The following is a 13357-nucleotide window of genomic DNA, read 5'->3' as shown; positions in this document are numbered from 1 at the left end:
AAAGCAGTGTGGGGTGACCGTTGGCTTCACAAGGATGTAGAGAAAGATGAATAGCCTTCGCCGCCTGCTCATGGTCTTCGACCTGTTTCGCCCGGAACAACCGGTCATCGATGTGGACATCATTTGCCGGGAGCTCGGCTACACGTCCGCCACCGCCTATCGTTATCTGCGCGAACTGGGCGACGCGGGCTTTTTGAAGCGATTACCGCGCGGTTATGCGCTCGGCCCGCGAATCGTCACGCTGGAGCATCTGATGACGAACTACGATCCGTTGTTGGCATGCAGCCGGGACCTGGTCGACAACCTGGTCGTCGACACCGGCCTGGACGCGCTGGTCAGCGAGTGGCATGGCGACTCCGTGGTCAACGTGCTGATCCATCGTGGCTCCGATGCTGGACCGGTCGGTAGCGGCAGGGGGCGGTCGATCGATCTTTTCCACAGCGCGACCTCCCGGGTCGTACTGGCTTATCTGCTACCGCGCCAAATCCGACGTGTTTACGACGCGCACGTGAACCCATCCGAATTGCAGCATCTGGGGCTGGAGTGGAAACCGTTCATCAAGAGCCTGCTCGCCATCCGCAAACAGGGCTACTGCATCAGCGAAAGCGAGCTGCACCCAGGACGCAGTGGCGTCGCGGCGCCGATCTTCGACGAAAAGCAGCGCGTCCTCGGGAGCATGACCCTGGTGGGGCGCAGTGAGCGGTTCGGTGCGTTTCAGCAAGGCTATCTGTGCGACCTGGTGACCGGCGCGGCGTCGGAACTGACGGCGCGTCTCGCTTCGCAGTGAGGTCAGGCTGGCGGATGGCGCTGTTCAGGTGATGGCGTAACAGGTTACCGATTTGGGATACCGGGGCGTTCACGGTGAGGCATAGGATCGAATCCAGCGTGCGATAAAAGCGACAAGCTCTATCGGTGACGGTGAACGGCTTGCTGCACCGATCCTACAGCGACTGCCTCATACAATAAGGTCAAGAACATGAGCGTATCTATCCCGATCAACAGTTCGACGGAGTTGAAGCGTGGTGCCCTGGGTGTTGGTTTCATCATCTTTTTCGTGGTGTCGGCGGCGAGCCCTTTAAGTGTGATCGCCGGTGGTTTCCCGATTGGCATCATGCTGGGTAACGGTGCCGGCACGCCGGCGTTGCTGATCCTGGCGTTGCTGGTGTTGCTCGCGTTCTCGGTGGGTTACACCACCATGTCCCGGCACCTGACCAATGCCGGCGGTTTTTATGCGTTCACCTCCCGTGGTTTGGGTGGCCTGGCAGGCGGCGCGGCCGGGGTGTTGGCGATGTTTGCCTATAACATTCTTCAGGTCGGGTTGTATGGCATGTTCGGCGGGGTGGTCAGTGGCACCATGGAAAGCATGTTCGCACTGGTGCTGCCGTGGTGGTGTTACTCGCTGATGGCGATGGCAAGCATTGCGATTCTGGGGTATCGCAAGATCGACCTGTCGGCGCGGCTACTGTCGGTGATGGTGATCGCCGAGTACCTGGCGATCCTGATCCTGGATTTTTCCATCCTCAAATCCGGCGGCGACAGCGGCATCAACCTTGATGCGTTTGATCGCAGTCATGTGTTCAGCGGCACACCGTCAATCGGCTTGCTGTTCTGCTTCGCGGCATTTATCGGCTTTGAGGCGACGACTATTTACGGCGAAGAGGCCAAGAACCCGCAGCGTACTATCCCGATTGCCACCTACTGCTCGGTGTTGCTGATCGGTGGTTTCTACGCACTGTCGGTGTGGTCGATGGTGGTGGGCGTGGGTGCGGACAAGATCGTGCCGATGCTGCAGTCCTTGCAGGACCCTACGACGTTTATCTACGGCATGTCCGACCACTTTGTCGGCCCCTGGCTGACTCAGATTATCCGGGTGCTGTTCATGGTCAGTATCTATGCCGGCCTGCTGGCGTTTCATAACGCCGCGGCCCGTTACTTCTACGCGATTGGGCGTGACGGCCTGTTGCCGCACCGCTTGGGCACTACCCATCGCGTGCACCAGAGTCCTCATATGGGGTCGGCGTTGCAGAGCCTTATCTCAGCGGTGGTGGTACTGATTTTCGCCGCCATGGATGCCGATCCGATCCTGCAGCTGTTTGCCTGGCTGTCCAACTTGGCCACGCTGTGCGTGATTTTGTTGATGGCGCTCACGTCCGCAGCGGTTATTTTCTTTTTCCGGCGTCACCCCGAACTCAAGGTGGGGACCTGGCGTGGGCGGATTTTCCCCGGTTTCTCTTGCATTGCCCTCTTGGCGGTCCTGGTACTCGCGGTGGTGCATTTCGATGTACTGACGGGCGCCAGCCTGGCCTTGTCATACAGTCTCTGCGCGATCATTCCCGCGGCCCTGCTGGGTGGCGTGTTCCTGGCGGCTCGACTTCGCAAGGCGTCGCCGCAACGGTACCAGGCATTGGGCAGCCACAAGCTTTAAGGCCCCCACGCAGAACCGTTCAACCAAATCTGCGTTTTGCTTACCAAGGATGGTCTGCGACCTCACGCGGCTGCGCCTGTCTGCTCAACTTGACCAGCAGCGATGCGATCAACAGCAGGACTGCCGACGCTGCCAGCACGGCAACGAAGCCTGCATCGAACGCCGCACGGGCGAATGCGCTCAGCATCGCGCGGCCTTCGGGTGACAACGTCTCGGCGACGACCAACGCGTCGTCGAGACTCTCGAATGTCGCGGGGTTCAGGGTCAGCCATGACGGAATCATCAGGCCCGCCGAATACGCATAAATCGCCGATGACAGACTGCCCGCCAGCGTCACACCCACAGCTCCGCCCAGTTCAAAGGACACTTCCTCGATGGAGGCGGCCATGCCGGCTTTATCGGCGGGCACGCTGAGCATGATGGTGCTGGACGAAACGGTCAGTGCAGCGCCAATCGTCAAGCCCAACAGGGCAAGGCTGGCGACTTGCAGGTAAACCGCAGCGTTGTACAGCAAGAGATAGCTCAGCATCGCGGCTGACGACAGCAGCAACGTCCAGCACAGCATCCGCCGGTTTCCCAGGCGCGGCAGGTAGTAACCGGCAAGCGGCCCTGCGACGAAGGAGCCCAGTGGGAGGGGAAGGATGAACAATGCCGCCTCCAGCGGCGACATGCCGAGCACCAGTTGCAGGCGCTGGCTGAACACCAGTTCCATGCCGATCAACGCAGCGGCCGACACGACTGCTGAAATGACGGCATTTCTGAAGCCAGGCGTGGTGAACAGCGCCAGATCGAGCATCGGCTGTGCGGCACGGCGTTGGCGTCGAATGAACAGCGTCAGGAATAGCGCACCCAGCACGACCGCCACCAGCATGCCGTCGAAGGAGGGCGCCCGTTTACCGAGTTCCTTGACGGCATACGCCAGGCTGATCAACCCGATCATGACCTGCAGCGAGCCCAGCCAGTCCCATCGCTTTTTGGCATCCCCCGGGTGATTCGGGATCAACACCGCGCCGAGGACCAGTGCCACCAGCACAATAGGCACGTTGATCAGAAACACCGAGCCCCACCAGAAATGCTCCAGCAGCAGGCCGCCCACTACCGGGCCGAACGCAGCGCCCCCTGAGGCAACCGATGCCCAGATGCCGAATGCCATCGCCTGCTCGCGCGGGTCGGTGAACGTCATCCGCACGATGGCCAAAGTAGCCGGCATCATCATCGCTGCGCCGACGGCCAGGAAGCCACGGGCACCGATCAATACGCTGGCCGATGGCGAGAAGGCCGCGATCAGCGAGAACAGGCCAAACACACTCAGCCCGCCGATAAACAGGCGTTTGTGCCCGAGGCGGTCACCGAGTGTGCCCATGCCCAACAGCAGCCCGGCAGCGATCAATGCATAGATGTTGATGATCCAGAGCTTTTGCGAGGCCGAGGCATCGAGCTCACGGGTCAGTGTCGGCAGGGCGGTGTACAACACCGTCATATCAATGACGATCAGCAGCAATGCGCTGGAAATAATGGCCAGGATCAGCCAACGACGTGGGGGAATCATGGGGGACTCGATGAACGATGGTCGAAAGCCGGCAACTGTAACTCAGTCAAGACGTCAGCACCGGCAGGTAGCCTGCCGTGCCCCTTTACACTCGAAAATGGCCGACAAGCTGCTGTTGATGGTTGGCCATTTCATGGAGTGAGTCACTGGCCGTTGAGGCATCGCTCATCCGTTTGGTCAGTGTTTCGCTGATGCTGCGAATGCCACTGACCCGATGGTTGATATCTTCCACGACCGTGCTTTGCTCCAGGGCTGCGCTGGCGATCTGCTGATTCATCTGCTCGATCACATCCACGGCCTGGGAAATATTCTCCAGCGCCGTACGGGTCTGTTGCACCTGGATCACGCTGTTGCCGGCTTGCTCGCGGCTCAGCTGGGTACTGTGCACCACCTCCTGGCTCAACTGCTGCAACATTTCTATCACCGTGCGGACCTGTTCGACCGAGCTCTGGGTGTTGCTGGCCAGGTGCCTGACTTCATCGGCTACCACCGCGAAGCCGCGCCCCTGTTCGCCCGCTCTGGCCGCTTCGATGGCCGCATTCAACGCCAGCAAGTTGGTCTGCTGCGCGATGGTGCTGATGACGTCCAGCACCTGGCCAATCTGGGTGCTGCTATCGGCGAGGGCATGCACTTGCTTAAGGGTGGTGTCCAGACGCTGATCGAGGCTTTCGATGCTGCTTTCGGCGATGGAGAACACCGCTTGACCTGATCGGCTCGCGCTTTCGGCGGCTGTCGCTGCGTCGGCGGCACCGTGGGAATGGCGCGCCACTTGCTGGGCACTGGCACTCATTTCGTGCAGCGCGGTCGCGGCCAGCTCCACTTCGCGGTACTGGCGTTGCATCCCTGCGCTGACTTCCCGGGCGATCCCCGACGAGGTATTGGCGCTGTTGCGGGTATCCAGGGAGGCGGTTTGAATGTCACGGATAATCGGCTGCAACTTGTCCAGAAAACGGTTGAACCCATTGGCTAATTGGCCCAATTCGTCGCGTCGCCCGGCGGGCAGGCGTTGGGTAAGGTCACCATCGCCATCGACGATGGCATCAAGCAGACCTGCCACCTTCAGCAGCGGGCGTGTCACCCCGTAGGCGGCCAGCCAGATCAGCAACATGCCGAGGCAACTGGCCAATACCCCCAAGCAAAGGTTGAGCCAGTTGGCCTGGCGGCTTTTGTCGTCCAGTTCGCTTTGCATTTGCCGGGCGGGTGCCTGCACCAGGGCTTGGGGAACCTTGATCTCCAGTTGCCAGAGTGGATTGCCTGCCACGGGTTGCAGAGCCTGGCGTATATCGAGGGTGGTCCCGGAGACTTCGCCGCTGCGTCCTGCCACCTGGCCGGAGGCCGACACAATGGCCACTTCGCTGTTGCCTTGATACAGGTCCTGGCCGAGGTCGGCAGCCAGCTTTTGCAGCGTGTCGAGGCCAATGTCCATGCCGACCACGCCGAGGATCTTGCCGTTGGCGATCAGAGGGACAGAAATGCTGCTCATCAGGACTTTCTGGCCTTCCACCTCACTGGTGTAGGGCTCCACCACGCACGTGCGCCTTTGAGCTTGAGGGCAGGTGTACCAGACGTTTGTCGGTTCGCTGCCGGGGGGCGCTGTGTTGGTGAAGATTTGCGCCTCGGTGAGCACATCCTGGACCAATTGTCCCGGCTGGCTCTGTGACCAATACAGCGCAAAACGACCTTTTTCGTTGCTCGCCAGTGCACGTTGCCCGACGAAATTAGCGTCTGCGCCCGCCAACGCGTCAGGCAGAAGGATGACGTACAGGCCGAGCACTTTTTCGCGGTTGAGCAGTGTCTGACGGGTCACGCTGATCAGCGCTTCGCGCAATTGCCCAGCCGTGAGGCGTCCATTTAGCGTTTGATCGCGCAGTTGCAGAACCTGTTGCGCGAACCCTTCGCTATACAGCGCCGTTTCGTTGAAAAAGCGTTCGACCTGTTGGCCATGGGCAGCGGCCTGGGCTTGCAAGCGCTCCACGGCGGCTTGCCCGAGCAGGTGACTGCTCTGCTCCTTCAGCAATTTTGCACTTTGTTGGTTCTGGTACACCGAGGTGCCTACCAGCGCGCCGACGACAGCCAGCAGGCACAGTCCGCTCAGGAGTGTGATCCGCCATTGGATAGTGAGATGAGCTAAACGCATGACTGGGACTTCCTGCAGAGGGCTTTGGCTGCGATGGGCTGTGGACCAGGCCCTCGCTTTTATTATCGGTGCCGGCATCTGGGTATAGAGCGGGTGACGCTAGCATGCGGGAGGGAACGGCCAGCCGGTTATCCCGAATCGGCAAGAACTGGCGGATTGCGGGTGTCGCATCGACCTGTTTTGGGGCGGCGCCTCGGATGCTACCGATTTGGGATAGCGAGCGGTTCAGGGGCGGGCATAGGATCGAATTCAGCGCGCAACTAAAACAAAACGCTAATTGGTGCCGATGGAATTCAATCGGGCCACCCCAACAGCGACTGCCTCATACAATAAGGTCAACAACATGAGTGTACCTATCTCGATCAACAGCTCCACGGAGCTCAAGCGTGGCGCCCTGGGCGTCGGGTTCATCATCTTCTTCGTGGTGTCGGCGGCGAGCCCTTTAAGTGTGATCGCCGGCGGCTTCCCGATTGGCATCATGCTGGGTAACGGTGCCGGTACTCCGGCATTGCTGATCCTGGCGTTGCTGGTGCTGCTCGCGTTCTCGGTGGGTTACACCACCATGTCCCGGCACCTGACCAATGCCGGCGGTTTTTATGCGTTCACCTCACGTGGTTTGGGTGGCCTGGCAGGCGGCGCGGCCGGGGTGTTGGCGATGTTTGCCTATAACATTCTTCAGGTCGGGTTGTATGGCATGTTCGGTGGGGTCGTCAGTGGCACCATGGAAAGTGTATTTGGGCTGGTGTTGCCGTGGTGGTCCTACTCGCTGATGGCGATGGCGAGCATTGCGATTCTGGGCTATCGCAAGATCGACCTTTCTGCGCGGGTGCTGTCGGTGGTGGTAATCGCCGAGTACCTGGCGATCCTGATCCTGGATTTTGCCATCCTCAAATCCGGCGGCGACAGCGGCATCAACCTTGATGCGTTCGACCGCACCCATGTGCTCGGCGGTACCCCGTCCATCGGCCTGCTGTTTTGTTTTGCGGCATTCATCGGCTTTGAGGCGACGACTATTTACGGCGAAGAGGCCAAGAACCCGCAGCGTACTATCCCGATTGCCACCTACAGTTCGGTGCTGCTGATCGGTGGGTTCTACGCGCTGTCGGTGTGGTCGATGGTGGTGGGCGTGGGTGCGGACAAGATCGTGCCGATGCTGCAGGCCTTGCAGGATCCCACGACGTTTATCTACGGCATGTCCGATCACTTTGTCGGCCCCTGGCTGACTCAGATTATCCGGGTGCTGTTCATGGTCAGTATCTATGCCGGCCTCCTGGCCTTTCATAACGCCGCGGCGCGCTATTTTTACGCGATCGGCCGTGATGGCCTGTTACACAGTCTGTTGGGCACCACTCACCGCGTGCATCAGAGCCCCCATATGGGTTCGGTGTTGCAGAGCCTGATTGCTGCTGTGGTGGTACTGATTTTCGCTGCATTGGATGCGGACCCGATCCTGCAACTGTTCGCCTGGTTCTCCAACCTCGCCACCCTCTGCGTCATTTTACTGATGGCGCTGACGTCGGTAGCGGTCTGCGTCTACTTTCAGCGTCATCCCGAGCTTAACGTCGGGATATGGCGCGGGCGCATCCTGCCTGTTTTCTCCTCCCTGGCATTGGTGCTCGTGCTGGGGCTGGCGGTGGTGCATTTCGACGTGTTGACCGGGGCCAGCCAGCTATTGTCCTACGGACTCTGCGCCATCATTCCCGCGGCCCTGATCATCGGCGTCATGCTCGCCGCGCGCTTGCGAAAGATCTCCCCGCAACGGTTTCTTGCCTTGGGCAGCCACAAGCTTTAAGGCCGCACTCGTTACTGCTCGACTAACCAGACAATTCCAGCCTGCCGTTGCCCGGCATGGCTCGTCAGTGTGTGAAAGGAAGGTTTCAAATGCACAACTACAAGATGCTCATCAATGGCGTTCAGGTCGCCGGTGAACAGGGCCAGTTTGATGTGATCAACCCGGCCACCGGTGCTGCATTCGCCCAATGCCCCGCCGGCTCGCTGGCGCAACTCGACCAGGCGGTCGACGCTGCACAAGCGGCGTTCAAAAGCTGGCGGCACAGCACCCACGCAGACCGTTGCGAGCGCCTGTTGGCGGTTGCGGCGGATATCGAGCGGGAGGCAGAGTCACTGGCCCGACTGATTGTGCTGGAACAAGGTAAACCACTGGAACTGGCGTTTTCCGAAGTCATGGGGTCCGCCGCCTGGACCCGCTATGCGGCCGGGCAGGAGATTGCCGTGGAGCTGGTGGAGGAAACCCCCGCCCAGCGGATCGAGTTGCATCGCAAGCCTTTGGGTGTGGTGGCGTCGATCACGCCGTGGAACTGGCCATTCATGATCGCCGTCTGGCACATCATGCCGGCGCTGCGAGCCGGTAACTGTGTGATCAGCAAACCGTCGAGCCTGACCCCGCTGAGCACCTTGCGCCTGGTGGAGATCATCGCCCGCCATGTGCCTCACGGCGTGATCAATTGCCTGACGGGCGAGCAAGGTTTCGGCAGCGCAATCACTTCGCATACCGGCATTCAGAAGATTGTGTTCACCGGCTCGACCGCCACCGGACAAAGCGTCATGCGCGGCGCCGCCAACAACCTCAAGCGCCTGACGCTGGAGCTGGGTGGTAACGACGCGGCAATCGTTCTGCCCGGTACGCCGGTTGAGGCGGTGGTCGAGGAGATTTTCCAGGCGGCGTTTCTCAACATGGGCCAGACCTGCGCGGCCCTCAAGCGTCTGTATATCCATGAATCGCAGTACCAGGCCTTCGCTGATGCGCTGACCCTGATTGCGACGCGCCAAGTGGTGGGCGATGGCCTGGAAGCTGGCGTCACCTTTGGACCGGTGCAAAACCTTGAGCAATTGGAGCTTGTCGACGCGCTGGTCGCTGACGCGCGGGCACAAGGCGCACGCGTGCTGTGCGGCGGCGCGCGTCTGGATCGCCCCGGTTTCTTTTATCCGCCGACCCTGGTCGCGGACGTGACAGATGGCCAGCGTCTGGTCGACGAGGAACAGTTCGGTCCTGTGTTGCCTTTGATCGCGTACCGGGATGTCGAGGATGTGCTGCGGCGTGCCAATGCCGGTGACATGGGGCTGGGTGGATCGGTCTGGGGGCCGGATGTCGAGCAGGCCCAGGCACTGGCCAGCCGCCTGGAAAGCGGCGTTGCCTGGGTCAATTGCCACGCGCAGATTCAGCCGAATACGCCGTTTGGCGGCAGCAAGATGTCCGGGTTTGGCGTCGAGTTCGGCCTTGAGGGGCTGCTGGAGTTCACTGGCCAGCAACTGCTGTTTGTCCGCCCCTTTAAAAGCGCACCACAAGGAGCTTGAGCCATGCGCAATCCGTCACGTCATCCCGTGTTTGGTGGCAGGCTTGTGTGCACATTGGTTCTATGCGCCATCAATCAGGCCCAGGCCTATGAGTTGTACAGTGATGAGGGCCGTCACCTCAACGCAGACATGACCGCCGTGTTCGGCCAGTTCAACAGTCGCAAGAACTACGACGGCACGCCCGGTGGATCTACCTGGCGCGAAGGCTTCATCAAGTACGGCTTGAATGGCGACCAGTCCCTGGCGGGCAATGGCACCGCGTATGGGGCATTCGCCCTGGTCAGTTCCGCCACCTGGGGCGACGGCGACCCAGGCGGCAATTCCCTGGGAACCGAGCGCACAACAAAGATCGAAGACGCCTACCTGGGCTGGCGCTCCGGCGACCTGTTCCCTGCGTTAGGCAAGGACGGGGTTGATATTTCCGGCGGGCGCCAGGTGGTCAAGCTGGGCCGAGGGTTCCTGATCAACGATGACGGACTGAACCTGGGCGAGGGCCCGGCCAATGGCACTATGAACCGTGGGGGCGCTTATTACCTGGCTGCACGGCATGCGTTCGATCAAACCGCGCTGTTGCGCCTGGGTGGGCAAGATGGCCTGCACGGCAGTCTGGTGTGGCTCAAATCCGACAACCGCGTCCAGGCCGAAACCGAACTGGCCGCCGGCACGCTGGATTACACCACCCAACCGGGTACGATCGGGCTGACCTGGTTACACGGCATCGACGTGAGCGATCAATGGGCCACCGACGTTCAACGCCAGCGCAAAGGCATGAACGTCTACAGCGTTCGCGGTGAAGGCGATGCGGGCATCAAGAACGTCAGCCTGGCGTTCGAATACGCCTGGCAGGACAAGGACGCCGGGCCTGAGAAAGCCTGGTATGGCGAAGCGGGCTACACCTTCGCCGATACCGCCTGGGCGCCCAAGGTGACCTATCGCTATACCCGCTATTCACAGAAATGGGATCCGCTGTTCACTGGCTTGAGCATGGGCTACGGCACCTGGTTTCAGGGCGAAGTCGCCGGCAACTACGCCGGGCCGTTCAACAGCAATACCAGCATTCAGCACGTCGGTCTGAAGGCCACTCCGCTGGAAAACCTGACCTTGGGCGCGCTGTACTTCGATTTCGACACGGTGCGTAAAAACAACGCGCTGAACCTCAATGCCCGTGAGCTGGATATCTACGCCGAATGGGCAGCCAACCCGCACTTGATCATTACCCCGCTGATTGGCCTCTACAAACCCGATCAGGACTCAACCACGGGTGGCAATCAAGTCGGCGGCAATGGCACCAACCTGTACAGCCAATTGACGGTGGCTGTTCCGTTCTGACCGCATATCCGCCGCGTCCCTGGTAAGGGACCGGCGGCTTGTCCATAGGCTAGGGCGTGGTGGTGTTCGACTGATTACGCATGTTTTCGGCGATGCGCCGAGTGGTATCCATGACCATTTCGATCACGGTTTCCTGGCGCAGCAGCTTGAAGCTCTGCGTGCTGCCGACGGCGGACAGGCTGCCAACCACTTCGTCGATGTCCGTCTGGATGATCGGCGCGGCGATGCCGGTCAAGCCCAGGTTGAGTTCATCATGGGTGAGGCAGTAACCGTCCTTGCGAATCTTTTTCGCGGCCTTGGAGAAGCTTGACCAGTCATAAGGGCAGTCCGGGTCGTTGGCCATATGCTCGTCGAACAAGCGTTGCAAACGGCGACCTTTCTGAAAGGCGATCAACACCTTGGATTGCGCGCCGCGAAAGAACGGCAGCGGTTGCCCGCGCCCGAACGCAAAGTGGTAGGTGTCGGTGGGTTCGGCGATGTAGGTGTTGATGATGCGACCGTCATAAAAGACGCTCGCAAACACGGCCAGGCCGGTTTGCGCGGACAGCTCGTGCATCAACTCGCGCCCGGCAACGAGGATAGGGTCGTACTGACGCATCATCCAGTCCAGTTCGATGACTCGCGGCCCCAAGCCATAACTGCCGGCGTCCACGCGGGTCAGCAGGCCGGCGTCGCACAAATCCTTGACGTAGCGGTACACGGTCGCGCGTGACAGGCCCATGCGCTCGGCAATGGTGTCGGGGTCGATCTTCAATGTCTGTGGACCGAACAGGTCCAGGACACTCAGTAATTTGCTCAGGCTACTCATTTCGTTCCTAAAGACGGGGGGAGGGCGCGTGCTTCGTTCCGGCGTAGACCAGACATCCCGCAGAAGCGCCAAGCGCTGGCGCAACACTACCTCAGTGAGAGAAAAACGCAATCTCGGCAGTCTTTCTGGTGCAAATAAAATTGCATAAATCTCACTAAGCGAGACAAACATTAATTTAATGCTTGTTGATTGAGTGTTTGTGTGTGATAAATCTCATCACTGCAAATGCTCAAGCAAGAGGGCTGAAAATGAATGGTGCGCAACTGATAGTGAATGCGGCAGCGGCAAGCGGTATCGAATACTGCTTCGCCAACCCCGGAACCACCGAAATTCCATTGGTGGCGGCCATGGCCAGCGCACCAGCACTGAAGCCGGTGTTGTCGTTGTTCGAAGGGGTGTGCACGGGGGCGGCGGATGGGTATGGCCGGATTGCCGGCAAGCCGGCGATGACCCTGACGCACCTGGGCCCCGGGTTTGCCAATGGCATCGCCAACCTGCACAACGCGCGTCGTGCCAATACCCCTATCGTCAACGTGATCGGTGATCACGCGTCATGGCATGTCAACTACGATCCGCCGCTGGCCAGTGACATCCAGGCCTTGGCCGGGACTGTCTCCGGTTGGGTACGCACCTCGCGCACGGCGTCGGGTATCGGCGAAGATTTACAGGAAGCGGTGCGGTCGGCCTGGCAGGCCAAAGGGCAGATCGCCAGCCTGATTCTGCCCATGGACCTGCAAGCCAGCGCAGTGACGCACAACGGCGTGTTCGCTCCGATGCGGGCGCCGATTCGCCGGTTTGCCGGTGACCGGGTCGAGACGGTGGCACAGGCACTGCGTGACGGGCAGCGCCTGGTGTTTATTGTCGGGGATGAGGGGTTGTCGGTCGCCGGTCTGGAAGCAGCGGGGCGCCTGGCGCAACTGCCTGGCGTGCGCCTGTTTGCCGAGACCTTTCCACGGCTCAGCTACCGTGGTGGTGGTTTGCCGGATCTGGATCGCCTGCCGTACTTCCCGGAAGTGGCCATTGAAATCCTTGAGCAGTACGACCAGGTCGTGTGTGCCGGGGTGCCGGAGCCCATCAGTTATTTCGGCTACGAAGGCATCCCGTCGCGCCTCGCCGAGCGTGAGCGTCTGCTGACGCTGGCCGATGTCGGTGACGATGTAGCCGGCGCGCTGACGGCGCTGGCCGATGCCCTCAATGCACCGGCCTACGTGCCGACACCGATGGGCATCGAACTGCCGCCAGGCCATGCCGAGCTCACACCTCAGTCCATCGGCCAGGTTTTAGCCGCATCGCTGCCGGACGACAGCATTGTCTCCGTGGAAGGCGGCACCTGCGGCTATCCGTTTTTCACCGCCTCCGCTGGCGCCGCTCGGCACCGGGTGTTGACCAATACCGGTGGCGCGATCGGCCAGGGCATTCCGGTGGGGTTCGGCGCCGCCTTGGCGGAGCGGGGCAATCGCGTGTTCTGCCTGCAATCCGACGGCAGTGCCCAGTACACCATCCAAACCCTGTGGAGCATCGCCCGTGAGCAGGTGCCGGTGGTGATCCTGATTGCCGCCAACCATCGCTACGCCATTTTGCAGAACGAACTGCGCCGCTTCGGCATGACTGAAATGGGGCCTGAAGCCCTGCGCCTGACGGTGCTCGATAGCCCGCGGATTGACTGGAAGGCTCTGGCCAAGGGCTACGGCGTGCCGGCCTGCACGGTGCACACCAATGCCGAACTGCAACGGGCGCTGGCCAACGCCAATGCCGAAGGTGGTCCTTGCCTGATCGAAATGGCGCTGTGAAGGA

The 13357-nt window shown here is 60.8% G+C and carries 9 protein-coding genes and 1 pseudogene; 6 read left to right on the top strand and 4 right to left on the bottom strand.

What is annotated here, in order from left to right:
* The first annotated feature begins 46 nt into the window (after positions 1-46).
* Both JUI81_RS22770 and JUI81_RS22765 read left to right on the top strand, forming a co-directional pair.
* The gene (locus JUI81_RS22770) at positions 47-787 is read left to right on the top strand and encodes an IclR family transcriptional regulator (protein WP_018927846.1); all 741 of its coding nucleotides are present in this window, start codon (positions 47-49) and stop codon (positions 785-787) included.
* Positions 788-976: 189 nt separating this feature from the next.
* Positions 977-2425, top strand: a complete 1449-nt coding sequence (locus tag JUI81_RS22765; protein WP_204125082.1) for an APC family permease — start codon at positions 977-979, stop codon at positions 2423-2425.
* A 40-nt stretch (positions 2426-2465) separates the two neighbouring features.
* Here the strand turns inward: JUI81_RS22765 and JUI81_RS22760 are convergent, their stop codons facing one another.
* The 3 genes and pseudogenes from JUI81_RS22760 to JUI81_RS32270 all read right to left on the bottom strand — a co-directional run.
* On the bottom strand, positions 2466-3974 hold the full coding sequence (locus tag JUI81_RS22760) for an MFS transporter (protein WP_028940848.1): 1509 nt from the start codon (positions 3972-3974) through the stop codon (positions 2466-2468).
* A gap of 85 nt (positions 3975-4059) precedes the next feature.
* Positions 4060-4815, bottom strand: a complete 756-nt coding sequence (locus tag JUI81_RS32275) for a methyl-accepting chemotaxis protein (RefSeq protein WP_371929207.1) — start codon at positions 4813-4815, stop codon at positions 4060-4062.
* A gap of 102 nt (positions 4816-4917) precedes the next feature.
* A pseudogene (locus JUI81_RS32270) lies at positions 4918-6111 on the bottom strand (HAMP domain-containing protein); the annotation flags it as partial.
* Between the two features lie 343 nt (positions 6112-6454).
* Here JUI81_RS32270 and JUI81_RS22750 point away from each other — a divergent pair.
* From JUI81_RS22750 to JUI81_RS22740, 3 genes are all read left to right on the top strand, one after another.
* On the top strand, positions 6455-7903 hold the full coding sequence (locus tag JUI81_RS22750; RefSeq protein WP_018927850.1) for an APC family permease: 1449 nt from the start codon (positions 6455-6457) through the stop codon (positions 7901-7903).
* A gap of 89 nt (positions 7904-7992) precedes the next feature.
* Positions 7993-9426: an aldehyde dehydrogenase family protein gene (locus tag JUI81_RS22745; RefSeq protein ID WP_204125081.1), complete on the top strand. Its 1434-nt coding sequence runs from the start codon at positions 7993-7995 to the stop codon at positions 9424-9426.
* Positions 9427-9429: 3 nt separating this feature from the next.
* Positions 9430-10755, top strand: a complete 1326-nt coding sequence (locus JUI81_RS22740; RefSeq protein ID WP_204125080.1) for a hypothetical protein — start codon at positions 9430-9432, stop codon at positions 10753-10755.
* Positions 10756-10804: 49 nt separating this feature from the next.
* On the opposite strand, the gene JUI81_RS22735 is transcribed toward JUI81_RS22740, so the two are convergent.
* The gene (locus JUI81_RS22735; protein ID WP_018927853.1) at positions 10805-11563 is read right to left on the bottom strand and encodes an IclR family transcriptional regulator; all 759 of its coding nucleotides are present in this window, start codon (positions 11561-11563) and stop codon (positions 10805-10807) included.
* Between the two features lie 248 nt (positions 11564-11811).
* On the opposite strand from JUI81_RS22735, the gene JUI81_RS22730 reads away from it, so the two are divergent.
* Complete coding sequence (locus JUI81_RS22730; protein WP_019578591.1) at positions 11812-13353, top strand: acetolactate synthase large subunit; 1542 nt, start codon at positions 11812-11814, stop codon at positions 13351-13353.
* Positions 13354-13357 lie beyond the last annotated feature (4 nt).

It is taken from the genome of Pseudomonas sp. 008 (genome assembly GCF_016861935.1).
Lineage (GTDB): Bacteria > Pseudomonadota > Gammaproteobacteria > Pseudomonadales > Pseudomonadaceae > Aquipseudomonas.
Note: the sequence above shows the minus strand (reverse complement) of the source record. Positions and strands in the feature narration are given on the sequence as shown.

Bases quoted from the DNA above. Each gene is read 5' to 3' on its own strand.
- JUI81_RS22735 (WP_018927853.1), bottom strand. From the start codon at position 11,563: ATGAGTAGCCTGAGCAAATTACTGAGTGTCCTGGACCTGTTCGGTCCA.
- JUI81_RS22765 (WP_204125082.1), top strand. From the start codon at position 977: ATGAGCGTATCTATCCCGATCAACAGTTCGACGGAGTTGAAGCGTGGT.
- JUI81_RS22730 (WP_019578591.1), top strand. From the start codon at position 11,812: ATGAATGGTGCGCAACTGATAGTGAATGCGGCAGCGGCAAGCGGTATC.
- JUI81_RS22770 (WP_018927846.1), top strand. From the start codon at position 47: ATGAATAGCCTTCGCCGCCTGCTCATGGTCTTCGACCTGTTTCGCCCG.
- JUI81_RS22750 (WP_018927850.1), top strand. From the start codon at position 6,455: ATGAGTGTACCTATCTCGATCAACAGCTCCACGGAGCTCAAGCGTGGC.
- JUI81_RS32275 (WP_371929207.1), bottom strand. From the start codon at position 4,815: ATGCAACGCCAGTACCGCGAAGTGGAGCTGGCCGCGACCGCGCTGCAC.
- JUI81_RS22760 (WP_028940848.1), bottom strand. From the start codon at position 3,974: ATGATTCCCCCACGTCGTTGGCTGATCCTGGCCATTATTTCCAGCGCA.
- JUI81_RS22740 (WP_204125080.1), top strand. From the start codon at position 9,430: ATGCGCAATCCGTCACGTCATCCCGTGTTTGGTGGCAGGCTTGTGTGC.
- JUI81_RS22745 (WP_204125081.1), top strand. From the start codon at position 7,993: ATGCACAACTACAAGATGCTCATCAATGGCGTTCAGGTCGCCGGTGAA.